Origin of the sequence: Photobacterium sanguinicancri (assembly GCF_002265265.1) — a bacterium.
Taxonomy (GTDB): domain Bacteria; phylum Pseudomonadota; class Gammaproteobacteria; order Enterobacterales; family Vibrionaceae; genus Photobacterium; species Photobacterium sanguinicancri.
The window spans coordinates 1-25,745 of record NZ_NOIF01000021.1; the positions used below are offsets into that span (position 1 = coordinate 1).

Below are 25,745 nucleotides of genomic sequence, written 5' to 3' on the forward strand. Positions count from 1 at the left end.
AACTAGGGCTAACATTAGCACTTTGCGCAATTTTTCTAATTGTCACTTTTCCATATGGATTATGAGCAAAGAGATCTGTTGCATTTGAAAGTATTTTTTTTCTTGTTTTAGCTTCAGACAACATTTATCACAGACCTATTATGCGGACAACACTGAGCAGTAAATATCACTGCATAGTGCATTTTTCACTAGCGAATTTTCGCCACCATAATATATAAGCCGACAAAAAAACAGCATTCAAATGATAATTGTGACACGAAAAACACGATTGGATAACACTGCGAACAAAAGGATGATTAAGTGGGGATATATGCAAATAAAACAAAATATCAATGTGAATTATCACACAAAAAAAGAGCCTAAATACTCTCGCATCTAAGCTCTTCAATTTTAGACTAGACAAAAATAACCAGACATTTAGCTGTCATTAATATTCAATTAATGACTTCTTGGTCATTTCCTAGTGAGGACGTGGTAAAGCGTTAATTAGGTGAGTAGCAGCCCACCTCACTTAATTTCTACCGTTTGAGTTATTCTACACGGTATTTAGCAATAATTTCTTCATCAAGTTCAACACCCAAGCCTATGGTGTTTGGCACTGCAACATAACCATCTTCAAAAGCAATTTGGTTTTTAACCAGTGACGTAAACAGTGGACTTGTACTCTGCGAGTATTCAATCAGGTCACCATGCTCACGAGAAGCGAGGAAGTGCACAGTGGCTGCAATTAAGATACCGGTTGAGAAACCGTGAGGAACTAGCTTCATCCCTGCCATGTGCGCCATGTCGTAGATCTTAACCATCTCACTAATACCACCACAACGCGTCACGTCAGGTTGTACGAAATCAGCGCCCGACTTTTCAATGAAGTTCGCAAACTCGTAACGAGTAGTCAAGGTTTCACCACCAGCCAGCTTTTGTGACGTCGATTGAGAAATCTTACGGTAGCCCGCAAGAACATCATCAGTAATCGGCTCTTCAATCCATAGCAGGTTAAATTCTTCAAGCTTCTTAGCCATTTCAATAGTGTGGCCAGCTGTACGCCATGCACTTGCTAGGTCGATTGCAATTTCGACGTCTTTGTTGATGCCGCGAGCGGTTTCACAAACGGTCTTGATGATCTCGTAATCAGTCTCTGCATTTTTACCTAACGGACCGCCACCAAACTTCAGTGAAGTAAAGCCTTGAGCTAGCAATTCAGCTGTGCGAGCAATGTTTTCTTCTTTAATTGCCGAAGGAATAAACGTGCCGTATGCACGGATCTTTTCACGGAATTTACCACCTAGAAGCTGCCATACAGGCACTTTGTAGAATTTACCCGCGATGTCCCATAGCGCCATATCAATAGCAGAGATAGCGTGGATCATGGTTGAGCGACGGCCAGCATAATGAGTGCCGTTGTACATCTTAGTGTATAGGCGTTCGATTTCTAGCGGGTTTTCACCAACAAGAAGACGTTCAAGACCTTGAGAAGAACCGTGGCTTTGAGTAGCTTTAATGCAAGCTTGAATCATCATAGGTGAGCTATCAGACTCGCCCACCCCTGTGATACCTGCGTTTGTGTGTACGCGGATAAGAACACCATCCTCACCCCATTCACAAGCTTCATCAAGAGCAGGAACACGCAGGTGAATAACTTCTACTTCAGTGATTTTCAATTCGTTAAATTGCATTTTGTTTCTCTGATATTAAATATATTCAGTACTTAGTCCAATCGTGGAGCAATTAGACTCAGCTTGAAATTCGCTGCCAGCATAGGGACTAACAGCGAGTTAGTAGCGTGTTCTAATTAAGCTGCAGCTTCTTGAACAACAGCGGGTTTCTTGAATTTGTCACCAACTGTGTAGATACAAAGCGCGACAACTACTGTTACCACACCAGCCAGTTTTTGCATTGTCATCACTTCACCTAGTAGGAAGTAAGCAACGATCATCGCAAATAATGGTAGGACGTTCAGTGCCATTGTGGTGATAACTGCATCTTGCGTTTTCAGTGTTGCCACTTCCCATACCGCGTATGCAATACCAGAACATAGAAGACCTAGCGACAAGATAGTTGCGATGTATTTACCATTCTCCACCAGTACCACTGCCGAGCTAAAATCAGCACCCGTTACTAGACCAACGATAAGTAGCGCACCTGTTGCAGCTGCGAATTGGTAGAAGCAGCTAGAGAAGGTGTCGTAACGAGAGTTTAGGTCTGAACCGAATTTGCCTAAGATGTAGTTGTAAGTAACAAAACCCAGTACACCACACAGTGCGAATAAGTGACCTAGGTTAATACCTTGGATCTTATTCGATGGGTCATAAGCAATAACTGCCGCCCCCACTAGAGACAAAACAACGGCAAAGACTTTTGGCGCCGACGGCTTAATTTTATCGATAACAAATACCGCTAGCATGGTTAGGAACGGGGCCATACCATTGATAACGCCGATTTCACCTGATGAGGTGAATTCGTAAGCAAGAATCGTAAAGTAAAAGAATATCGCTTGTGCTGAAATACCCGCACTCATTAGCAAGATTGCATCTTTCTTGTTTTGGATTTTCTTCAGAGTGTGCTTTTTAGAAAAAGCAAACAGAACAACAAAACCTAATGTTGCAATCGCGTAACGTGCGATAGCTAAAACAACAGGATCAAGTTTACCAGCAAGAACACCACCTAGCGGGAACGAAGCACCCCATAAAGCAGCACACACAAGCGCAAGGCTTAACCCAAGTGATTTATTAGGAATAGGTTTACTCATTTTTTTTATTCTCAATTAAAGGGGCTCAGAAGACCCTTTTTAAAGGCAACAATGATTATTGAGGGCAAATACCGATGACATGCTCTAAACGCTGGTCTTTTTGATATAGCGAAGCATAAGCAAAACCAACACCTTCCAAGTTGGTTGGTGCACCGCTTGCTACCGCGAACACTTTGTCGATGATCTGGTTTGATACGTTATCAATCGTGTCTGTTGCATCCATGATTCCACAAGCATTAATGTCCATATCTGCAGTGATAAGAGACGTATTACCTGACACACGAATAACCGGAACAATCGAGTTATTGAAACCCGCAGCGCCTGCTGTCCACAGAATTAACTGACAGCCAAGTGATGCAAAGTGCATTGCAGCACCACCACACAACATGGTTGTTTCTGTTAGGTAGAAACCTGGAACGGTTGGTTTTTCACGGTGAATATGGTTAATGCGCAGGCAGTCTTGAATAGGACGAGTACCTGTTTTGTGCATTGCACCCTGTGATTTTTCATCGATGGTTGTAAGGCCACCCACACTGTTGCCGATAGACATCGTTTCAGTGCCTTCGATAACATGCCAGCGTTTTAGGTCTTCAGCGATCAAGCGCTCAATCTTCTCGCCCACTTCAGGGGTAACTGAACGCGCTTTTAGGATCTCTTCACAACCCAGCAGTTCAAGTAACTCACCCGCCATGGTGATCGCGCCCATATCTACAAGCTTGTCTGATGCCGCGCCTACTGAAGGATTAGAAGCTAGGCCGCTAGAGGTGTCAGAACCACCACACTTAATACCGATACGTAGCGCGGAAACAGGTGTATCTACACGCTCGACACTGTCTGCGTATGCTTTTAGTTCTTTCGCAAGTTCGATACCGTCTTTAATTGTTTCGACAGTGCCCTTGTTCTTAATAACCGTCAGGGTATGAACGGGGAAGCCTTGTTGACGAACAGGCCCTGCCACCATTTCAGGATCGATAGAGCCACAACCCATCGCGATAACCAGCACACCAGCAATGTTTGGGTTAGTTGCCGTGTGAATGATGGTATCGATCATTTCTTCGTTGCCACCATACATACAGGTGTAATGGTTAGTAACAACAACTGAATCATCAATTTCTTTGCTGATATTGCGTGCAATACCTTCACAACATTCATCAATCGCAACGATCATTACATTATTGCGAATACCAAATGTACCGTTTGGACGTGGGTAGCCTTTAAATGTCGCGCTCATTATTGCTCGATCCCCATTTGCTTGATGATTTCTTCGATTATTGCGTCTGGAATGTCTAAACGTTCACTGCGAACGTTTTGAACATGAACAAGTTGACCTAGCGGGATTTCAACAATCGATTTACCAATTGAATGGCCACATTTCAAAATGTGCTCACCCAGCGGGATATCGCCAAGCGCAATCTTATTACCGAATGTGATTTTTTGTAGGGCATTAACTTGTGCAATCACTTCATTGTTAGCGGAAATAATTTCAACTAATTCATGCTTTTCTACACTACCCAATAGCGTGGCTACGTTGTCTGTAGAAGAAAGTTTTATTGCTTTCATTATTATATTCTCTGTCTATCGTTAACAGTTAATTGTCTATTGTCCGACAATCGGCAGTATACAGATCTACAGATGACAAAATATGACAAACATCACAAGTTCGTGTTATATTTTTCAATAACTTAAAGCATGCACTAAGAACAAATCATGAAAATGAAGATCAACAAACAGAGCCTAGAAGAGCAAGCCACTGAATTTATTAGAGATATGATAGTTTCGGGTCAGCTAGTGATGGGCGATAAAATTGTTGAGAGTACGCTATCGAAAGAACTAGAGCTTTCGCGCAGTACTGTTCGCATGGCACTGAACTCACTTTCACATGAAGGCTTAGTGATACAAAAACCTTATGTTGGCTGGCATGTCTTCACTTTGTCAGACGATGATTTGTGGGAGCTCTACAATTTACGTGTTGCCATTGAGTCACAAGCAGCGGTAATGGCAGCAGAAAAAGCGACCCAAGATGATAAAGATGAGTTAAGTCGTATTTACAATGAATTCTGTGAATTATGTGGCACAGAAACCTTGGATATCTTCGACGTTTGTGAAAAAGACTTTGAATTGCATAGAAAAGTTGTCGAAATCAGTAAGAGCAATAAATTCATAAAAATATATGAACAGATTTCTAATCAACTAAAAAGTTACATCAAACTCACCCATAATGATTACGACCTTTCGCAAAGTGGTATCAGCCATACTGGTATTGTTGAAGCGATCATCGAAGGCGATGCCAACCGTGCTTGGCTAGAATCAAAACAAAACATTACGGCATTCACTGATCTTTCTCTGCAGAGTAAGAAAAACGATCGTAATCAAAACTAATCGCTGTCACCAGACACACTGAATTAGGCCTCTCAATTTTAAGAGGCCCCCACTATATTCCTTCATCAGTAATGATTCTATTTCCGTCTTAATAGCGATTTCATACAGTCATTGAGCTGGCAGGTAGTCGTCTGGTGCAAGAGAATCAATGCGACATTTAAAACGTAGAAAACGTCAGAACAACTAAATACGGTAAATTGTTATTGCTCATGCCGCCTCTATACTCACGGTGCATGACGCCTAATGCCTTCCACCCTTCATCATGGCAATCAGTACAGATCTCTTTGGGGTCGAACTCCTCATGTGGAAAGTGACATTCTACGCACTCCATCCCTTCACTCTCTTGATGTTTAATATTGTGCTGAGGCCCATCCAAATTTGATAAACTATCATGGCACTCGACACAACTATTGAACTCGAATTCAAGATCCTCTGATGGCTTTTCTTCTTGGTGGCATTGGCCGCTACAGGTCTCATCTAACAGGTGAAAATTCGCAAGATTATCCTCATCTGGGTTCGGTAGCTCTCCAGCAAAGGCAACGTTAAGCAACACAACTGCGAATAGTAAAGCGATACGCTTGATCATATCAGTCACCTAATTATTTAACCTAAGCTTCAACGCGCGCTGAATCGCTTCATGGCAAGTTCGACACAATCCAATTCGGATTTTTTTATCTATCCCTATGATTGGATCAAATTCACGATGCAAACTATGGCAGGTTGAGCAGAGCAACTTGGTGGCATGTACATCATGCGTCCACTCACTACTTCGCAAATGATCAGGTGAATGGCAGGCTATACATTGCTTGTTTTGAGTGAAAACGGACATATCGCCCTGAATCTTATATGAAATTATCGTATCAGATCTTTTAGGGTGATCGCCCTTAGGGCCATGACAGGCGGTACAATTGTTATAAAAATCAGAACTCGCATGGACACCAACAGACGTAATCGCTTCTATCCCTTTAATTAAACGCGGCTTGTGATGACAGCGAATACACCGCTTATTCTCTTTTATCAACACCGCCATTTGAGCATCATCGTTGGCTTGAGATGAAAAAGCTTTAGTTTTTAAATCAATCGCTCCAGCTGGGTATGACCCCAATAAAAGTGACAATAGTGTCAGGCATAATAAGAGCTGGAATAAAAAACGACCAAAAATGACAACCATAACCATACTCATTCATATAAAAATGAGAGTAGGCCAATATAAATTGGCCCTGCCTAATCTACCTGATACTTTATTTAAACTTAAAATTCAGTACCCCACGGTGATATATATGATTGATTTGTGAATTATCAAAGACAGCAATACCAAATGGATAAACCTTGGTTAGATCATTAAATTGGACATCTTGAGTCTCTGAATTTTCTCCTGTGGTCACTAGCTTACGTTTCATTTCAAGTACCCATACACCTTCATTCCAGCGAGCAGCGACTTCAACATCACCACGAGAACCAACAAATGGCTTGCCTGTTAGCCCTGGAATGCGATCGGTCTTATTGTATTCAACCGTAAATGGCTTCTTCTCGGAATCTAGGATTAGTAACGTTTCATTGGTTAAGTTATCTGAGACAAATGCGGGCTGACCATCTTTAATGTTATTAACATAGCCACCACTGATTTTACTGTCCCCTTTACGCCCCCACCCTTTATTCTCTTTAGGGTCGGTATTACTATCAACGTATTGATCATCCAACTGATTATGCGCGGCGGTTCTCACCCCTTTCCAATGCCACATATCAATGAACTCACCCTCTTTGGTGTATTTACGTGCAGGGTTATTATCTTTACGCCCAGCATTCATACCGCCCTCTGCTCTGTGACAGGCGGCATTACAACCTTTTTGGGCGAAATCTTGCGTATTTATATCCCAATAAACCGCAAACTTATCTTCATAATAAGTATTGTCATGCCCTGTGCTGTCTTTATTTGATAACTGCTTCCAACTACCATCGTCTTGCTTGATCCAGGGAAACCTATCAATACTCATTGTGGGATCGGCATAAGTAACCAGAAAATAAACGTATTCATCGTCGTAGAGCGATTTCATTTCAACACTTGTTCTTTTGATCCCGCTATAACCGTTGTTAGGCTTGTAAGGAAGTTTAGTTAGCTTCTGAGATATCGATTTAGCGTCATTCCACGCCGCATCGATTTTTCCATCAAGGATTAAGCTCGTAGTCAGTTTACTACTCTCTAAGGTGGTCTCTTTTGCCTGAGCTGTACTAAAGGGGATGAATACAGCGACAACAAAAACAGCAATGGTCGAAAGCTTCATTATTATTCTCCTTACATTCATTTTTATTTAGCTTGTATAGCGGAAAGTATCAGTACCTTTAAGCGTAGCTATGAACAAAAATACCACAATTGATCAACATCAAGTCATATTTGATAACATACATGCGAAAAACAAACCATTTAAAATTCAATTTATTAAGTGAATTACAAAAGAAGAAATAGTGGTATTAATGTGAACAGAGGGCGTAAGAGATAACGGGAAATAGTCAGCTTGAGATAACAAACGGTGCAAGGAATATAGTATCAGGAGATAGAGAAATGAAACGAAAAAAGAATAGCTGGGTGTTGAAGTGAGAGTTCTATAGAGATTACCAAACGGCAGATGGGTGGAAGCCCCCTCCAGCCACATCCCGGCACACACGTCGCTCATTGTGGCTGCTCCCTTCCGGGCCTGACCAGGTTCACAAGTTAGTGTTGCGGGAGGACCAAAGGGGGCCTCCATAGATTCTTTGTCTCTCGACGAGAACGGGATGGATTATCTACTAAGGCTTGTAGCTTTGCAAGGCGTTCTCGGTAAACTCTCGTTTAAGTGGTGTTTTATTACACAAAACTCGAGCATTACTGCCTTATCCGTTTGAATTAACTCATTTCTGAGCTATTTCTTGTACTAAGCCGAGTTATACCTCTTCAGGATCTTCCAGCAAGTATTCACCTAGCAATGCGCCACCGAGTATCAGTAACCAAGCTACCAATATTGGGTTGGGTACATCAAAGTGTGGTACGACGACCAAGGTAGCAAACCCCACAGCTGGGAGTACCCAAGACAGACGAGGCACCCAATCACCAAATTTAACCTTCTCCATCCCCTGCATCGCTGCAATTAAGCCAGTAATACATAATGCGACTAACGCAGCGTGTTGCATGCCACCAACCCATAATGGCACCACAAGAAACAGTGGCCACCATGTATTACCTTCTATCGGTCGCCAACTGCGACAAGCAAACCAAATAACACCCACTGCTAATATTTGCACCACAGTATACAAACTACTTCCAGGCAACTTGCCTTCGCTTTGCAGTGCCATCAACCCGACATCCATGGCGAGAATAATGGAAACTAACAATGCACCCAGTTGCCAACTACTCTTTTGAGACATACAAATATTAAAGACAGGCAGCATCATAAAAATACTGATGGAAAGCGCCAGAGGCTGCTCAGGCAAGACCATGCCGTACGCGCCAAGGCCAATAAGCAGCAACCATGCTGCCATTCCTCCTTGCGGAAGAAGCCAGAGAGCAGGAATAGCTAAAGCGAGAGCAGGTAGCTGCCCATCACTGTATCCGAGTGCAGTGACACCTAATACGGTTAATGCAACACTGACCAGAACTAATAACGCGGCATACAACATGGCAGCACCTCCTTGCGTTGTTCGGTAGGACATAGAAAAATAGCAGTCTATTTCTTACGGTCTAACTCTTAATATGGACGATTTTACTGGGCAAATCTATAGCGTGGTCTATCAAATTCCGACAGGAACGGTAGCAACCTACGGTGATATCGCACGATTAGCAGGCTTTCCCGGTTATGCTCGGCAAGTCGGAAAGCTGATGTCTCGCTTACCTGAAGGCTCGAAACTTCCTTGGCACAGAGTGATTAACGCTAAAGGGATGATTTCATTAACGGGGGATGATCTTGCGCGTCAGCGTGAAAAATTACGTAGTGAAGGGGTTACCGTAAGTGATGGCGGAAAGCTATCGTTACGTATTTATCGGTGGGAAGTCTGCCGTTAAAGGAGATTCAAAGCATTGGGGGGAAGCCAATGCTTTGCTCTCAAACTGAGTACCTAGTAATACGCGGATTTTTAATGCGTTTTTACTAACATCAAATCAATCTTTTCAGTCTTATTTGGATCGGTAATCACGCGGTTTGAAGTGTCTGTAATGAACATCAACTTACCATCGACTTCGATGCGCGCACTCACAGCATAGGTATGATTGGCGATAATTTCATCGGTTTCATAATCAAGCTGGAAGCTAAACGGGACTTGCTTACCATCAGCGAGGAAAGACTGTTGGCTGATCACTTCGGCTGCAACATCCATTAAAGACACATCAGACAAGGTCACTGTCACTTTGGCTTCCGCTGGTATTGCAATACGCTCACGGTAGCTCACTGTTCCTTCCACTGTATCTATGCCTTTGTCTTGCTGAATAATTGTTGAACATGCCGTTACTGCTAATGCTGCGGCTAAGCCCAATAAGACTGTAATAACCTTTTTCATTGTTAACCTCATAATACCCTACGATTCATTCATTATGACTTTCACTACTTTCGCCTTTAAATCGTTTGATATAAACCCCATATATATCGTTAAGGTTGGACATCATGATGCGATTTAACTTGAAATTATAGCGAAGTCCTCGTAAAACTCTTAATCAAAGATAAGCAATTACCTAGACTATCAGCAAGATAGTGCTTATCTTTTAACATTCAATATCATTAATAATGGATACCAGATGAGCAAAGAACTGACTGAACTTCTCACGCTGTTGCACTTAGAACCTCTTGAACAAGGTTTGTTCCGTGGGCAAAGTGAACATCTCGGGTTACCCCAAGTTTATGGTGGCCAAGTTATTGGTCAATCGCTCTCTGCTGCAAAGAAAACCGTGGAAGCGGACCGTCATGTTCATTCATTCCATAGCTACTTTCTTCGTCCGGGCGACCCGCAAAAGCCCATTATTTATGATGTTGAAAATTTACGCGACGGTAAAAGCTTTAGTACTCGCCGCGTAAAAGCAATTCAAAATGGCCGTCCTATTTTCTATTTAACGGCCTCTTATCAGGGAGAAGAAGAAGGCTATAGCCATCAATCTACTATGCCTGATGTTCCAGCACCTGAGACACTTAAATCTGAAACAGAGTTAGTGAAATCTCTTGCTGATTACTTACCAAAGCAAGCGGTAGAAACATTTAGCCGTGATCGTCCTATTGAAGTACGTCCGGTTAATGTTATCAACCCATTAAGCCCGACCAAAACAGAGGCAAAACAATACTTATGGATAAAAGCCAATGGCGAAATGCCAGATGACTTACGTATTCACCAGTATGTATTGGCGTATGCTTCAGACTGGGGCTTTTTAGTCACCGCCCTGCAACCACATGGAGTAACGCTGCTAACACCTAAGCTTCAAGTGGCTACCATAGATCACTCAATGTGGTTCCACCGCCCATTCCGCTTAGATGAATGGCTGCTGTACGTGATCGATAGCCCATCAGCCAGTGGTTCTCGTGGTCTTGTTCGCGGTGAAATATACAATCAAAAAGGTGAACTTGTTGCCTCTGCCGTCCAAGAAGGGCTGATGCGTCACCATAAATAGTGCTAACGGCATCAAGACTACAGCCGTATAACAAATGATAAAACGCCACAGAAACGACGCCGGTTTCTGTGGCGTTTGACTTTATGCTAGTTCACAAAGCATTGAGCCCATGAATAAGCATACTGCCACTTACTAAGGCTTTGTCAGGGTTAGGTAAAATCATTCATATTAATCATATCGTTAAGCAATATTATGCTAACAATGACCACTCAATATTTCAATTTCATCAACATTATGCTGAGGCAGCTTCCATACCATCATTTTCTAGCTGTTGAAGGTGTTCGCTTGCCTGCTGCAGCTGGTACATCTGCAAGTAGTGACCCTGCTCGGTCAATAGTTGTTGGTGTGTGCCTCGCTCGATAATTTCACCACGGCTGAGTACCACAATTTCATCAGCATCCATGATGGTTGATAAACGGTGGGCAATCACCACAATACTCATATCTTGACGTAGCAACGCCAGACCGCGTTGAATATTTTGCTCGGTCCCAGAATCAATATTGGCGGTTGCTTCATCTAAAATCAGAAGCTTAGGCTTCGCAACCAATACCCGTGCCAATGCTAATAGTTGCTTTTGCCCTGCCGATAAATTGACTTCACCACCACCTAATCGGGTCTCCAATAGATCGCTATATTGACGAATTTGCGCCGCTAAACCAACATCTTCTAACGCCTGCCAAACCGCGTCATCACTGACGGTACGGCCTAAGCAAATATTTTCGCGCACAGTATCACTGAGTACATGTGGGTCTTGCTGCACCATGGCGACACCTTGCCGTAATACGGCTTGCTCAAGGCTTGCCAATGGTCGCCCATCGATACGAACTTCCCCGTCTTTTACCGGGTAAAAGCCCATTAAAAGCGAGGCTAATGTGCTCTTTCCACTGCCAGTATGTCCCACTAATGCGAGGAAACCACGGTGCGGTAAATCAATGGAGATATCTTTCAATATGGTTTGTTTACCATCATAACTAAAAGTGATCTTATCGCACTGTATTGCACCGGTGGCTAACGGTTGTTTATCTTCACCATAGGCTTGTTGCTTCGCATCAATAAAGCCAAAAATACGCTCACTCGCCACCAGGGCTTGCTGTAATAATGAAAGTTGCTGGGTCAGTTCTATCAATGGCTCGGTCACACGACCAAGGTAACTAATAAAGGCATATAAGACCCCGACCCCAACAAGCTCCACGCCACTGACGCCAAATACAGCAACCAAAGAGATCAGCGCAATACCGGAGAGTAAATCAATTAATGGCCGTAACAATAGGCCATTTAGCTTGGTTACTTTCACTTGAGCAGCTAGGTGCTCCTTATTGATTTCGGCAAACTGTTGGCTAAACGCACGCTCTTGGCGCATTAATTGGATTAAGCTCATGCCCTGAATTGATTCACTCATCGAGGCATTAATGTCTGACAGTAAATCACGCATACGGCGGTAAGTGTCTGCACTCTTGCGCTGATAAATGATCATAACGCCGACGACTATCGGTAGCAGCACCATGACCACTAGCGTTAAACGCCAGCTCAGCATACTCATCACAACCAACATAACGCTAATTAGCGCGATGTTTTTTACGACCGTTGAAATCACGAAGATATAAAAGTCTTTAATTGATTCCGTGTCATTAGTGATCCGAGAGATCAATCGCCCCGTCGGCATATAATCAAATGCCGATAATGGCTGATTCAAAATCTTGCCAAACAGCTCTTTCCGAACCGTTTGCACCACCCCGATTGCAATATCATTAAAACGAATGGCCTGCCAATATTGAAATAGAGCGGCAATAATCATTAAGCCAACATAGCTCGCACCAAGCCCAACCATCACCTTTAAAGGGTAATCGTCTTTGGCTATATGGTTATCGATAAAATGCTGCATCAGCCAAGGGCCCGCCACATCCGCCATCGATGCAACAAATAAGAAAACAATGGCAATCGCTAACTTTCGCTTATCTGTTAAGCCATAACTCAGCAGGCGTTTTAGTATTTTCGGATTAACAGCCCCTTTCATTACGCCCCCTCGATTGCTTGTTCTAATTTCTGGTAACGGTACATTTCTGCATACCAACTCTCGGCCTTAATTAAGGCTTTATGCGTGCCACGTTCAGCAATACAGCCATGCTGTAATACGAGAATTTCTTCTGCTTGCTCTAAAGCTGTTAGGCGATGTGCAATCACAATCACCGTTTGCCGTGTCTGTTCACGACGTAAATTACTTAAGATTTGATGCTCGGTTTTACCATCTACCGCAGATAGTGCATCATCTAACACTAAAATTTCAGCCTGAAGCAGTAAAGCTCGCGCTATTGCTATGCGCTGCTTTTGTCCGCCAGAAAGTGTAATACCCTTTTCACCCACTAAGGTGGCGTAGCCTTCGGGAAACTGCATAATGTCATCATCAATACAGGCCAATCTCGCCGCTTCACGAATAGACTCTTCTGTTGCATCAGGTTGCCCTAACGCAATGTTATCGGCAATCGAACGAGAAAACAGAAACGGCGTTTGACTCACCACGGCAAAGCGGCTGCGCCAATGATCTAAGTTGGCAGATTCAATACTAATATCACCGTATTTAATTGAGCCATCAATCAAGGTTTGCTGACGCAATAATAACCCCAGCAAGGTCGATTTACCGCTACCGACAGGCCCTGCGATCCCCAACATATGCCCTGCGGGTAAATCAAATTTCACATCATTGAGCACACTAAACTGCTGACTTTTCCAAGTAAATTGTTCAATGCCGACAGACAAGGTTTGCTGATGTTTATCTAAAGCGGTTTCACCGCTGACAATCTCAGGGGCTTCATCAAAAATATGCTGCAACCGCTTCCACGCCGCGGAACCTCGTTCCAGAATATTAAACAACCACGCCATGGCAAGCATTGGCCAAATCATCAAGCCTTGGTACAAGGTAAAGGCCGTCAGATCACCAAGCGATAAACGCCCCGTCGAGACAAAATACGCACCACCAGCGACACTCAAAAAGAAGGACATGCCGATGGTGATTTGGATTACTGGATTAAACAGTGCATCGACTTTTTCTACTGCGAGGTTCTTTCGGCCAGTATCATCAACAACCGCATCAAACTCTTGCTGTTGACGCTGCTCAAGCCCAAAAGCACGGATCATCCGTACGCCATTAAGCGTTTCTTGGGTTTTATCAGTAAGGTTAGAAAACGCAGCTTGTGAAACACCAAAGCGTGTGTGTAATTGACGCCCCAGAAAAAATACCGCAATAGCCATTATCGGCATAGGCAGTAACGCCAGTACCGTCAGCTCCCAACTGTATTGGGTTGTCATGACCAATAGCACGACAATACCAGTGAGTAATGAATCTGCAGCCGTTAATACCCCTTCACCTGCGGTTAGCACCACCGAGTTAACATCGTTGGTAGAACGGGCCATCAAATCACCGGTTTTAAACCGTTCAAAAAAGACGGGAGGATGTGATGAAAAATGACGATATAAGCGGTTACGGATCACTGTCCCTAATTTTGCCGCCGCACTAAATAGCCAAACTCGCCAAATAATACGCAGTACATATACCACGCCCCACAAAGCAATCAGCCCAGCTAAACTCAGTAATAAGGTTGATGTCGACATGTCGCCTGCCACAACACTGTCCACTACCCAGCCAATAGCCTTGGGGGGGACTAGCTCAAATAACGCCACCACACCCAAAATCATGATTGCGCCACCGTATCGGCGCCACTCTTGTATAAAGAACCAACGAAGTTGCCAGAAAATCTGCATCATCCCTCCACAGACATCAGGTACAGCCAAAATGTAAGCATCAAATAGGTGAGAGCTAATGCTTTATCGTCTTTTTTAGTCGATCTCGAAGAAGATCTTAGGTAGGAATGAATCTGAAACATCCCATTAACACTGATAATTATCTAACTATGGTATTTTTATTCAACAACTTATTTAATCCTTAATAAAAAAGCAGACATCCATCTAAGTTAAGAGCACCTCTAGTCTGTGATTAGGCATATATCACTTTGTACAGTTAGCATTTAATGGTGATTATATTAACGAAAAAAAAAGAGGCTTATTCTGGATAAGCCTCTTTCAGTTTGTTGCGGTATTTTAGTCGATTACTGCAAGCTTAATACTTTGCTATTGACGCTCTGAGTCACCCATTGTTAGTCGCATACGTCTTCGTCACAGCCTGCAATTCAATCACTTCAGGATCAGGGATATGCTCATCAGGGTATGCGGCGCGTACTTTATCCGTTAAGCCTTTGGCAAACACTTGATATAGCACTCGAGTTGAAACCGTTAACGGATATTGCACATCAGCAGGTAATTCAAACACCTCATTGCGGGTTTCACCAGATTTAATGCGGGTGTCTTTGCCAATTTTGACATAGCGCCAGAAACGCAATCCGACAGGCTTACCGTCTTTATCAACACCTACTTTAATAAATTTATGAGCATCTTTCGGGATCACGCCATTTTGCATCACACCACTGGTAAATACCTGCTTACCGTTGGCATCAGTGGCAATCACTTCCAACCACACCTGGCGGCGAGCACCACCAGGCATATCATGGCCTGAGTTCACATTGGTCACTTTAGCCGTTAGTTGGTTACCTTGTTTTTCAACGTCTAAGCTCAGTGCCGTCTTTAGAATGTCGATACTCATCTTCTTATGCTCAGGATTACGCATCCCAGTAAAGAAGTAGTTTCCGCCCACCAAGTGGTGCGAACGTAAGTTCGACTTCATTGGGCCGTCATTGGTTGATTGACCACCGACTTTATTATCAAAATTAGTGACATCTTGCGTCATATGACAATCAATACACGTCTTATTCTGGACTGGATTTCCAGGTGCATTAAATGGGGATGCTAACCACTCACCGAAGTTGTCATTCACATTCGCCCCTTGCCCCGTAGTAAATTCATTGTGGCATGTCGCACAATACAATGAACTCTGATAAAGCTCAGGGTTAGAGTAAGAGGCTTTATGTGGTTCTGGCATCGCATTAATTTGTTTTTCTGATAGCCATTTCAGCATGCTGTTTTTCGCATCTTCAAACACATAGCTGTCTCGATCTTTAAGGTTAACCGTCATGTCGGTGTTACCACCTGCATTTTCCGCTTTGGTCACACGGTGACAGAACACACACCCAGTACCTCGTTCATTCACTGACTGACCATGAGCCAATGCCAGTTTGAGTGACTTGCCACCTTTTTCTCGCATATCACCAAAGTCGGAAAATGGCTTATTCTCACCATTGATCACCATTTGAGGCGCATGGCAGCCACGACAGAGCACACGGAACTCTTCCCCTTCGCTTTGTGCCGCGACATCTTCTTGAAAACGGTAATAAGGGTGATCCATATTCATACCATGGTTAGAATCCGCCCATTGGTCGTAAATCGTGGTGTGGCAATCTGAACACTCTGCGGAATTGACCCACTCATCGGGATGGGTGTAACGCTTATTGTCATCAAGACGCAGCCAAGTTGAGAGATACGGCAAGTTTTCTGGTGAACGAACATATTCATTCAAAGCCATCATCATTTTTGCCGCTTCCAATGGCGGTTGCTCGACATTCACGGGTGGCATATCGTCTTCACGCGGATCGCCGCCCATACCACCTTGCGTCTTTTGAATAATATCGATATAAGCGCCAATCGGGTCGCCAGCGATCATCTTACGTACGTCAACATGACCAGTAGTTGCATTTTCAAAGCGGTCCTTCTTGCCGTCTTCCATCAGTTGACGGTTAGTAAAGTTAAAGCCATCAAGGTGACAAGAATTACAGCTCATCCAGAAATCCCCCGCCATAGGGAATTTAGGATTATCGGCCATGTTGGCACGGTTAAATAAGGTTTTGCCTCGGCGCAATTGTGTCGGTAGTGGATCGGCACTCACCAAGTTGGCAAAGTTTGCTTTCGTCAGCTTAACTTTGGCAAATGGCCCTACAGCACCAGTATCAAATTTAGCAATATCCAATGACATCGCATTTTGTACATACAACTCTCGCCCAGCTACCAAAATGCCGCGCGGATTATCACCCGGCACATTACGGAAAATCTGGGTAGCTTTAACCCCGCCTTGAAACTTCTTACGGCGGTGACGTTTTTTGTTTTTCTTACCTTGGCGAGATAAATCAAACACCATCAAATCTTCAGAACCCGCTAAGGTGAAAATGACTTTCTTTCCATCTGCGGTAAACACACCATCATGGGGATTTGAAACGATGCGGATACGGTTACCGCTTTCAATTATGTTGATTTGTTTAAATAGCTGCTTACGTTCATCAATAATTTCATGTTCATTGCCCTGCTCCAAATCCAAAATCGACACCGTAGGGAAGACAGTCGACTGAAAGTGGAAATCATGGCTAAACGACCACAGTACATGGGGTAACCATGCCTGCTGACCATCAGGCGAAATCACAATATTATCTAATAAACGTGGCTTACCTTGTGGCGTGGTTTTCTCTTGATGGGCGGGGGTCTCTGCAAGTTGCACCACTTTGATAAGCTGCGGCGTTGGGGTTGTCACGTTATAAATTGAAACTTCGCCCGATAACGCATGGGTAATCAACAAACGACCATCATCGGTCAAAGCCAAGCCACGTGGCGTGGAAGCCGTTGCTAAGGTTTGAGTAACCTCCCCTTTGCGATCAATCACCAATAACTTATCCCGTTCAAAGCTAGTGACATAAAATTGCTGATTATTAGCATCAAACACTACACCAAATGGACGCGATGGCACTTGCGTCACTTGCTTGGTCGCGAGTGTTTTGGCATCTAAGAGTACAACCTGATCACTTAAGTAATCCGTTGCCAGTAATAGTGTCTCATCTTGGGTAAGCGCAATACGGCGGATATCACGACCTATGGTGACCTCTTTTTCAATGTCACCGTTTTCTCGATTGAGCAGACTGACACTGCCGGCATCAAAATTCGCACTGATGATCTGCGTTTTATCGCTATTAAAAAGCATCGAGCTGCTTTTTTCGATCGCGAAGACTGATTGACTCATCAGCACAACAATCAATAAAAACAACTGCTTAATAGGCTTATATTTACTATTTAAATTCATTTGCCTTTACACTCACATAACTTCCAATCAGCCAGTCTCATTACTGACTTATCTGATATAAAAAGAGGCGCCGTTCACCAATAAACCTTGGTGCAAACTGTGCTTCAAGTTTCAATCCTGATAGCTGAGTACCAGAAATACGCCACGCACTATTTGGAACTTGGTGCGCTTGCTCTCGTAGCGCTCGCTGGCTACTGGGGTAAAACATGTCATATACCGCGCGATCTTGAAGCTGGGCACGTAATAAATTCACGCTGTAATTTGTACCTACCACCTTGATTTGTGGTTGGGTACGGATCCATTGGATCGCCTGCTGTATCGGCGATTGAAGCTGAGTTTGCTCCAGCTTAAGCGATGGCATCATGGTGTCGATATTGCGTCCACCGTGATAACTAATAAGACCAACCACCACCACAATCAGCACTGGGCGACCTTGTACCAAACGGGCCATTTGTGCTGACATCACCACTAGCGCTAAAAACAATACCGGTGCCCAATGGCGTAAATTGTCAGGGTTTTGCCCAACACTGATCCATACCCAGTACAAAGCTGCGACCGTGGCTAAAGCTGCCAACGCTGGTGAAGCAACCGCACGCGATAAGCCCAATAGGCAGGTCGACTTAATGCGGCCCATCGCTATAGCTGCACTGAGTGACAGCAAACTTGCCCATAGCAATAATCCACCAAAGCCCTCACGCAATGCGCTAACCCATTGCCACAAGGTTGCATCATTCCCCTCAACGGTATTGCCCCAAATGGCAAAGTGTCCTTGAGTAAAACGGATCCCTTCGGTGATATAAGCTGCACCATCATGCGCCCAAATAAAAATTAGGCTCACACTCCCGACCAAAGCCAATGAACAGCTGGCTTTCAAAAAGGCCTTTGTTTGCCCGACGAAGCCCTGTTGGCGATGCAGACCTTGCCACCATGGTACCGCTGCCACACCCAAAGCAAGTACGACATAGGATGGACGAGTAGCAAGCATCACCCCCAACCACAAGCCCACCTGCCAGTACTGTTTTTGCACCGCAGCGACCAAAGCCACCAGCAACAACAAAATTGCGGGTGCATCGGATAAGCCACTTAAGGCCATTGAAGCCAGCAAAGGTTGCGTTAAAGCTAAGACACCGCCGAACGTTGCAGCAACCAATGAAAGCGAACATAAATAAATCAAGCGAGCGACAGCCAAAGGGATCAGCATGGCGCTCATTAATGACACCCAGATCGCAGCAGCATTAGGCGCAACCCATAGCGCAGCTAATCGCGCAAAACCAATGAATGCAGGATACCCCGGAAAGTGAGGTCGAAACTCCAGCACCGAAAAGCGCTCAACACCGCGAGCAAAATTCAGCGCATCATCACTGGTGAGTTGCAGTGGAAATTGCCCAATCCAATGCCACCAAAGCAGGTAAGCCAGCAGGATAAACAGGGCGCACCCCGGCCAAACTACTTTATAGGGCATAGCGAGCAGGCAAAGACTCGTTTGTTTACCCTGTCTTGCTACAGCATCAAGCTTTAGCTGGCCCACGTTTAATTCACCGCCTTACTACTGGTGCAAAGTGCTGATCGCATCAATCAACAATTGGCTTTGCTGCTTAAATGCTTGAGGATCCGCTGGCGCTTGTCCCACACCAAATACCCCAGGGTTACCTATGGACTCTAGTGTGCCTTGGATAGCCAGATCTGCTTGTTGGCGGTGGACGTCATCCAACTTGGGCGTGATCAAATCAAGAAACAGCTTACTTTTTACAACTAAGACTTTTGCGACTTGATAATCGGCCAAGTTTTTACCTGCACCGTCTAAGCGACGAATGATTTCTTCAACCACAGCGCGATCCATCACCGCTTCAACTTTTGCTGCATCCTTGGCCGCCACTGCCGCTTGCATCGGCGTAAACAGATCAACCTGATGCTCTTTTTGTAGATAGGTAAACTCATCCGTCAACCCATCTACGGCACGTTGTACTGCCACAAAATCTTGCTGGTTCAAAGCAGTCAAAATAGCTTCACGACCATCAATAACAGGTTCTTTACCTGCCGCGGCATAGGAGTAGGCATAGCTTGATGTGCTCGCCAATAAAACTAAACCAAGCACTAACAGCCGTGCGAATAATTGAACATAACCTTGTCGTTTCATCTGTTATTCCTGTTGGCTAGCTATGCGACACTCTGGACTTCAATCACGGTCTTTTCGTTACGAAAATCAAAAATCTTCCGACGACGATCTTTACCATCAATCACAGATTGCGCAGCCATCATGCCCATTTCCATTGCGGTATCGGTGAAAATATAGCGGAATGTACCTTGACGTCCTGTCATGATTAAATTGCTATATTGCGAAAGGTGGGTGATCGCTTTTTCGCGCTTCGCTTGATAGGTCATGTCCATCAACGGATAAGCATGCTCGGTGTAAGACGTGAAGTACTCCCCCGTCGCAAGCTGAGGATCAACACCTAATGACGCCAGATCCGCAAGAACACGCTGTTGCAGACGATCACCGTCCATGTTCCACACATCATCATTTTTATTACATGGAATTTCGATCATCACAGAAGAGCGTCCTTCAGGTGCCATAAATGAAGAACGGCGTTTGGGCTCTTGCAGACGCGTGCCTAGCAATTCAGGATCAGAAAGGTATTGCCAAGTGTTGTCAGAGATATCTTGAGTTTCCATTGGCATATTCATAAAGCGCAATGAACGAAACTCTAATCCACTGTCGAATCCTGTCAGTTGACACATCAAGGATAGTGGCAAGGTCGAAATCACGTTATCGCAGCTAAGGGTTTTCGTTACCCCCTGATGACGGTACTCAACTTGCTCAATCTGCTGGTTAGCATTGACCGTCAAACCGCAGACATCGCTATTTAAAACGATGGTGACACCTTTCTTTTCAAGCTCTTCAGCAAGGCGAGTATACAGCTGACCAAAGCCCAGTTTAGGGTAACGGTATTGGCGAGCGTAAGTACGCACCGACGAGCGGCGTCCAGGTAATAAACGACGTGCGACGTCTTTCAAATCCATCAGGCTAATACGCTGTGACGCCCAGTCACCAGATAAAAACTTAGGATCAATGCCCCATAATTTGCCGGTATAACCTTCAAAAAAGTGCTTATACAAGGTGGTACCAAAGCGGCTTTCAATCCACTCAGCAAAACTCACCGAAGATTGATCTTGTGGTTTTGGCTTAAAGATTTGCTTCGCTAAATCGACTGCGCCCCCCACCAACAACGGTAAAGGTGCATTCTTGATCAAATCCACCAGCGCCAAGGGATACTGATAAATACGGCCACGGTAGCGAATGACACTTTTACGTTGGGCGAACAATAATTCTTCACCCATCAGTGAATCCACGAAGGCCAGCAGTTTGGGGTTCTTGGTAATAAAACGGTGGCCACCAAAATCAAATCGGTAATCACCATGTTGCCCCGTAAAAGTCTGAGTGGCACACATGCCACCAACATGATCATCACGATCTAGAATGGTCACTTGGTAACCCGCTTCCATTAACTCCCACGCCGCCATCAAACCCGCAGGACCGGCACCTAATACCGCAATATGTTTATTTTCAGCTGCCGTACTCATGCTTGCTTATAACCTCGATTCCAGAAAAAGATAAATGTCACCATGTAGCCGCCCCAAACCGCGAGTTGTAATAACCCCGGCGAAGAGTTGTAGCCAAACAAAGCACGTAAGAAAGTGCCAAACACTCCACGATCATCGAGGATGTGCGAAATATCAAAAAGCTGCGCATGAAGAACAGGCAATACGTGTGCCGCTTGCAACATGTTCACTGCCGACGATAACAGCCCAGCTGCAATCACAATGATCAGTAGGCTGGTCCAGCGGAAAAAAGATCGCAACGGAACATTACGCGTTGTACGTAACATCAACCACACGATTGCCAGTGAAAGTAACAGACCTGCGACAGCACCAATTAAGGCATCTTGGGTGCTGAATTCACCAAAGTTTGAATACATCAAGGCAGAGAAAAATAAAATCGTCTCAAAACCTTCACGCAACACCGCCAACAAAGACAAAAAGACCAAGCCAAATAAGTTGCCCGAACTGACCATATCAGATACATCTTGCTGCATCTGCGCGACTTGGTTTTTGGCCTGATTCTGCATCCAGATCGCCATGTAAGTCAGCACGACAGTCGCAAAAGTGAGGATCCCTGCCATCAAATAGTTACGGTATAGCTCGTTGCTAAACTGATCGACGACCACTTGGAACACAACAGCCACAACCAATGAAAGCAACAAACCGACAAACACCCCTAAATAGATATATTTATTGTATTGGCGGGCATTAAGTTTAGCTAAATAGGATAAGGCGATGCCCACAAGCAAGAAGGCTTCCAGCCCTTCTCGTAGAGTAATTAAAAAACTGGCTAACATGTTTTCCCCAAACAATTTTTACTGTTTTTGCTATTCATCACTTAAAAAATTTCGATAGGTTTAACACGCTCCAGCGCATTGCATGGCGAAACACCAATGGAGCCAGTAACCAAGATGAATAGAAGTGAATATTTTGCATTACGACACCAAGGGGGTTGCCCGTGTTACCGTAAAAAATCAGATAGAAGCCGCTGAGGCTGCACGCTATCAAGAGCCACTCAATCAAAGTGCCGGTTTGGCGTAGAAATGGCTTATTACTTTTAACGATCAGACGACGGTGAGCGCCCCAAAATGCGCCAACAATAAGACTGAACAAGGTTGCGCCTACCAGCATGTGTGCCAACAGTAACCAACGCTCAACCTGCCACGTCACCCCAACGCGATCCCAAAGCAAGATCCCGCTGAAAAACATCATATAGAGTAAAGATTCAGCCCATTTATGGTGATAAGCCAAACTCAGCCACCATTGGTTAAACCACCCAGACTTCGGAAGCTGTTCCGACACACTATGCGCAGCCATAACAATTCTTACTCACTACCCGTCATTACTTACCGATAAAAAACACAATAAATAATCAAAATGATAAAAACGACAAAGGCAGCGATACAAAATCGCTGCCTAATCCGTAACAAATTATGGTGACTGGTTATTTAACACTGGCCTTATTTGCCATTGTCATTGCAGTACCAAACTTGCCACCAGCCGCGATGATTTGATGAACACCATCTTCATCTGTATCCGTTGAGCTGCTACCTTTAATTTGGTTTTCACCTGAATCACCCATCCACTCTGCTAACTGCATACCGCCATTAATCACAGTGCGGAACCAGCTGACATAACGATCCGTTAGGGTAGTTAATTCTAGTGCTGGCTCGTTCTCGCCTTCTTCGTTTTTCAGGTGGAGAATCGCTTCGCGCAGACCACCTGAAATTGCCGCTTCAGTGTACGGAGTGTGGATAGTTGCTTTACCCGGTACGGTTGCCCATGTGTTGATGTTTTTATCAAACATGTTTTTCTCTACCGCTAGGTAAATAGAACGGGCAGCTTGCTTGTACTTCACATCATCCGTTGCAAGGTAAGCGGCGACCAAACCACGAATAGCAGCAAACTGTGCATCCAGTGATTTGTCTTTGTTGAGGGTGTTCACTTTATTTAACGTTAGGCCATCAAACACAAGGCCGTTGCTGCTTACAAGGTGATCAATGATGAAGTCAGCCTGACCTTTGATCATCGCTAATGCGTCTTTACCCGCTGCGGTTTTCAGGTCTACATCACCAGACTCTGCAGAAGCATAACCAACAGGCAATGCATCTTTCGCACGTTGGTAAATCGATAGTGCAACAATCGAGTACGCAGCATCGTAAGTATCAACTTGGTTGCCTTGCTTACCATCTTTGAATTCGGTAACAAACGTACCTTTCGCTTGGTTGTAGTGCAGCGCTGCAATGTTTTTAAATAAAAGGTTTGAGATGTTGTTCGCTAACGAGAAAGCATCGTCAGCAACGACATCATTTCCTTCATTCGCATCAGTGTTAGCCGCAGGGGCCGCCGTAAATGGAGCACCATCAAATACCGCTAAGAAGGCAGGATTTTGCGCGCTGTTTGCTTCACGTTGATCACTGAATGCAAAGAATTCCGCTACAGGCCATAGTGTTGACCAAGTATCACGTAGTGTTGATGTGCCATCCGTTACTTTTAGACCCGCAATGGATTTAACGCCGTTTTGTTCACCTTCAGTCACGGCCACTTTGTGCGCGAACCAAATTGGGCCTTTCGCTGGATCGTAATCAGGGCCGAATTTCACACCCAGCTTCTTACCATCAAAGCCTAATTGCTGTTGCATGATAAGCATCTTATCAATCGACATTTCAGTCAGCATCATGCCGTTAAAGCCATCAGCGGCAGAAACTCCTAGGCTGTGCTTGCCGTCTTGATCCATAACAGCAGATTCAGCTTCTACTTCTTCATCTGTCGCAGTGACGTGCATGCCACCTAAGAAATCTTGTGACCACATCACTTCTTTCAGCAAAATACCGCCAGTTGCAGCAGGGTTGAATGCTTTATCAAAGCTCGCTTCATCCCAAGCCAATGTTTTGTAGTCACGGAAATAAGCGGGAACAACCGTTTGAACTGTTTTGCTATTACCTTTCGCCGTCGTAATCTCGACTTCATCGCCGTTAACTGTGGTGGTGTCAGGCTTTTGTGCAAACTCAGGGTTACCCGAAACATATGGAATCGAAATTGGGTACATGTTTTGCGGAATTTCGCTCGCTGGGAAACCCACCGCACCCGCCATTTCGATAACACGTTTACCTAAATCAGCAAGTTTACCGCCACGCGCTTGGTTAACAGGACCGTTAACAAGGTGTGGACCCATTTGCGATTGGTAGTTCAACGCGTACATCGCTTCTTCTGAGTACTCGTAACTTTCAATACCTGCAGCAAAATCAAATGGTGTTGGATCATCTGCAATATTCGGGTCTAACACATCAAGATCTAGGCCTAGCGATTCTGCTAAAGGCTCTCCTGATAATTCAAATTCGGTATATGCTAGAAAGTTACCTGCTGGCTGATGAGTCTTATCAAGCACTTTAACTTGAGCTGCGGCACTCGCAGTCGATGCAAAAACGGCTGCGGCAATGGCAAGCGTTAACGTTGACTTCTTCACGGTTTTTCCTTTTTTATTATTCCATCACGGTTATTTGCACAACAAATGAGTGTCACCGAACAGATGCTAAACGAGAATTGTTCGCACTATATATGTTTCAAAATGTAAATAACAGTAATGATAATAATTTTTATTGCCAAAATTGACTCGCATCACCTTTATTGCATCAAAAATACACCATTTGAAATATGCGAATATAAGCCAGATGGCATAATGGATATGAAACGTGATTTATTCTAAAAATCACATAAAAAAGCCCACTTTATGCGAAATTGTCATAAAGCGGGCTTTAAAAAATATGTAGAGAAGAAACTATAAAGGTAAAGCCGTAGTGTATTTCAGTGGCTCCATTGCAAAGGTCGACGTCACATTCGTGAGCCCTTCAATGCTATTCACCATTTTCTTATAAAACTGATCGAAGGCAGCCATATCGGCAACTTGCACTTTCATCATATAGTCGTATTCACCCGCCATACGATAAAACTCCATCACTTCAGGAAAATCATCCACAGCTTCGACTAGGGTGTTGTACCATTCTTTCGAGTGGTTGCTGGTTTTGATTTGAACAAAAGCAGTGAATGATAACCCCAGAAGAATAGGGTCAAGTAAGGCTACACGCTGGCGTAAAATTCCATTCTCTTCCAAACGCTTTAAACGTTTCCAACAAGGGGTTGTTGTTAAATTTACCTTATCCGCTAATTCCGCAAGCGATAAGGTACCATCTTGTTGTAGCAACCTAAGTAATGTCCTATCAACTTGATCGATTGGAGCTTTCATTAACAACTAACCTCACATTCAGAGAATTTTTTTCTACATTTAGCGTTATTCAAGCAAATATAGCAAAGTTTTTATCCCATTTAATAACTAA

The 25,745-nt window shown here is 44.2% G+C and carries 23 protein-coding genes and 1 other RNA gene; 3 read left to right on the plus strand and 21 right to left on the minus strand.

Features of this window, described 5'->3' with window-relative positions; all coding sequences use genetic code 11:
• The 5 genes from ASV53_RS26220 to ASV53_RS05440 form a co-directional block, all read right to left on the minus strand.
• On the minus strand, window positions 1–124 hold a 124-nt coding region (locus ASV53_RS26220), incomplete at its 3' end, for a TetR/AcrR family transcriptional regulator (RefSeq protein WP_141226229.1).
• Window positions 125–530: 406 nt separating this feature from the next.
• Window positions 531–1,673 (minus strand): mandelate racemase/muconate lactonizing enzyme family protein, encoded by a 1,143-nt coding sequence (locus tag ASV53_RS05425; RefSeq protein WP_094956350.1) that lies wholly within the window; start codon window positions 1,671–1,673, stop codon window positions 531–533.
• A gap of 116 nt (window positions 1,674–1,789) precedes the next feature.
• Window positions 1,790–2,746 (minus strand): DMT family transporter, encoded by a 957-nt coding sequence (locus ASV53_RS05430; RefSeq protein WP_094956351.1) that lies wholly within the window; start codon window positions 2,744–2,746, stop codon window positions 1,790–1,792.
• Window positions 2,747–2,801: 55 nt separating this feature from the next.
• Complete coding sequence (locus ASV53_RS05435) at window positions 2,802–3,977, minus strand: UxaA family hydrolase (protein WP_062689821.1); 1,176 nt, start codon at window positions 3,975–3,977, stop codon at window positions 2,802–2,804.
• Entirely contained in the window at window positions 3,977–4,306 is a 330-nt protein-coding gene (locus ASV53_RS05440) for a hypothetical protein (protein WP_062689820.1), read from the minus strand. The genes ASV53_RS05435 and ASV53_RS05440 overlap by 1 nt, the downstream gene beginning before the upstream one ends.
• A 147-nt stretch (window positions 4,307–4,453) precedes the next feature.
• On the opposite strand from ASV53_RS05440, the gene ASV53_RS05445 reads away from it, so the two are divergent.
• Window positions 4,454–5,125 (plus strand): GntR family transcriptional regulator, encoded by a 672-nt coding sequence (locus ASV53_RS05445; protein WP_239928734.1) that lies wholly within the window; start codon window positions 4,454–4,456, stop codon window positions 5,123–5,125.
• A gap of 157 nt (window positions 5,126–5,282) precedes the next feature.
• Here the strand turns inward: ASV53_RS05445 and ASV53_RS05450 are convergent, their stop codons facing one another.
• The 5 genes from ASV53_RS05450 to ASV53_RS05470 all read right to left on the minus strand — a co-directional run bounded on the left by ASV53_RS05450 (window position 5,283) and on the right by ASV53_RS05470 (window position 8,776).
• Window positions 5,283–5,711, minus strand: a complete 429-nt coding sequence (locus ASV53_RS05450; RefSeq protein WP_094956352.1) for a cytochrome c3 family protein — start codon at window positions 5,709–5,711, stop codon at window positions 5,283–5,285.
• A 9-nt stretch (window positions 5,712–5,720) separates the two neighbouring features.
• Window positions 5,721–6,296: a cytochrome C gene (locus tag ASV53_RS05455; RefSeq protein ID WP_094956353.1), complete on the minus strand. Its 576-nt coding sequence runs from the start codon at window positions 6,294–6,296 to the stop codon at window positions 5,721–5,723.
• 70 nt (window positions 6,297–6,366) lie between these two features.
• The gene (locus ASV53_RS05460; RefSeq protein WP_094956354.1) at window positions 6,367–7,407 is read right to left on the minus strand and encodes an ethylbenzene dehydrogenase-related protein; all 1,041 of its coding nucleotides are present in this window, start codon (window positions 7,405–7,407) and stop codon (window positions 6,367–6,369) included.
• Between the two features lie 354 nt (window positions 7,408–7,761).
• An RNA gene (ffs, locus tag ASV53_RS05465) (signal recognition particle sRNA small type) lies at window positions 7,762–7,858 on the minus strand.
• A 186-nt stretch (window positions 7,859–8,044) separates the two neighbouring features.
• Window positions 8,045–8,776, minus strand: a complete 732-nt coding sequence (locus tag ASV53_RS05470; protein ID WP_094956355.1) for a VP0952 family biofilm-associated protein — start codon at window positions 8,774–8,776, stop codon at window positions 8,045–8,047.
• Between the two features lie 73 nt (window positions 8,777–8,849).
• Between ASV53_RS05470 and ASV53_RS05475 the strand changes: the two genes are divergently transcribed.
• Window positions 8,850–9,158 (plus strand): MGMT family protein, encoded by a 309-nt coding sequence (locus ASV53_RS05475; RefSeq protein ID WP_094956356.1) that lies wholly within the window; start codon window positions 8,850–8,852, stop codon window positions 9,156–9,158.
• 71 nt (window positions 9,159–9,229) lie between these two features.
• Here ASV53_RS05475 and ASV53_RS05480 read toward each other — a convergent pair whose 3' ends face one another.
• Entirely contained in the window at window positions 9,230–9,649 is a 420-nt protein-coding gene (locus ASV53_RS05480; RefSeq protein ID WP_094956357.1) for a YbaY family lipoprotein, read from the minus strand.
• Window positions 9,650–9,884: 235 nt separating this feature from the next.
• On the opposite strand from ASV53_RS05480, the gene tesB reads away from it, so the two are divergent.
• On the plus strand, window positions 9,885–10,745 hold the full coding sequence (gene tesB / locus ASV53_RS05485) for an acyl-CoA thioesterase II (protein ID WP_094956358.1): 861 nt from the start codon (window positions 9,885–9,887) through the stop codon (window positions 10,743–10,745).
• A 232-nt stretch (window positions 10,746–10,977) separates the two neighbouring features.
• On the opposite strand, the gene ASV53_RS05490 is transcribed toward tesB, so the two are convergent.
• From ASV53_RS05490 to ASV53_RS05535, 10 genes are all read right to left on the minus strand, one after another.
• Window positions 10,978–12,759, minus strand: a complete 1,782-nt coding sequence (locus tag ASV53_RS05490; protein ID WP_094956359.1) for a SmdB family multidrug efflux ABC transporter permease/ATP-binding protein — start codon at window positions 12,757–12,759, stop codon at window positions 10,978–10,980.
• Window positions 12,759–14,501, minus strand: coding sequence for an ABC transporter transmembrane domain-containing protein (locus ASV53_RS05495; RefSeq protein ID WP_094956360.1), 1,743 nt, complete (start codon window positions 14,499–14,501; stop codon window positions 12,759–12,761). Before ASV53_RS05495 ends, ASV53_RS05490 begins: the two co-directional genes overlap by 1 nt.
• Before the next feature lie 382 nt (window positions 14,502–14,883).
• Window positions 14,884–17,811, minus strand: coding sequence for a cytochrome D1 domain-containing protein (locus ASV53_RS05500; RefSeq protein ID WP_094956361.1), 2,928 nt, complete (start codon window positions 17,809–17,811; stop codon window positions 14,884–14,886).
• 40 nt (window positions 17,812–17,851) lie between these two features.
• The gene (locus ASV53_RS05505; RefSeq protein ID WP_239928735.1) at window positions 17,852–19,339 is read right to left on the minus strand and encodes a hypothetical protein; all 1,488 of its coding nucleotides are present in this window, start codon (window positions 19,337–19,339) and stop codon (window positions 17,852–17,854) included.
• 18 nt (window positions 19,340–19,357) lie between these two features.
• Window positions 19,358–19,948: a hypothetical protein gene (locus ASV53_RS05510; protein WP_094956362.1), complete on the minus strand. Its 591-nt coding sequence runs from the start codon at window positions 19,946–19,948 to the stop codon at window positions 19,358–19,360.
• Between the two features lie 20 nt (window positions 19,949–19,968).
• Complete coding sequence (locus ASV53_RS05515) at window positions 19,969–21,393, minus strand: FAD-dependent oxidoreductase (protein ID WP_094956363.1); 1,425 nt, start codon at window positions 21,391–21,393, stop codon at window positions 19,969–19,971.
• Window positions 21,390–22,208, minus strand: coding sequence for an FTR1 family iron permease (locus tag ASV53_RS05520; RefSeq protein ID WP_094956364.1), 819 nt, complete (start codon window positions 22,206–22,208; stop codon window positions 21,390–21,392). The genes ASV53_RS05515 and ASV53_RS05520 overlap by 4 nt, the downstream gene beginning before the upstream one ends.
• Before the next feature lie 37 nt (window positions 22,209–22,245).
• Window positions 22,246–22,728, minus strand: a complete 483-nt coding sequence (locus ASV53_RS05525) for a hypothetical protein (RefSeq protein ID WP_094956365.1) — start codon at window positions 22,726–22,728, stop codon at window positions 22,246–22,248.
• 127 nt (window positions 22,729–22,855) lie between these two features.
• Window positions 22,856–24,877 carry a hypothetical protein gene (locus ASV53_RS05530; protein WP_094956366.1) on the minus strand — a complete coding sequence of 674 codons (2,022 nt, stop codon included), beginning with the start codon at window positions 24,875–24,877 and terminating at the stop codon, window positions 22,856–22,858.
• A 312-nt stretch (window positions 24,878–25,189) separates the two neighbouring features.
• A complete protein-coding gene (locus ASV53_RS05535; protein WP_094956367.1) occupies window positions 25,190–25,654 on the minus strand; it encodes an Lrp/AsnC family transcriptional regulator in 465 nt (154 codons plus the stop codon).
• Between the last annotated feature and the right edge of the window lie 91 nt (window positions 25,655–25,745).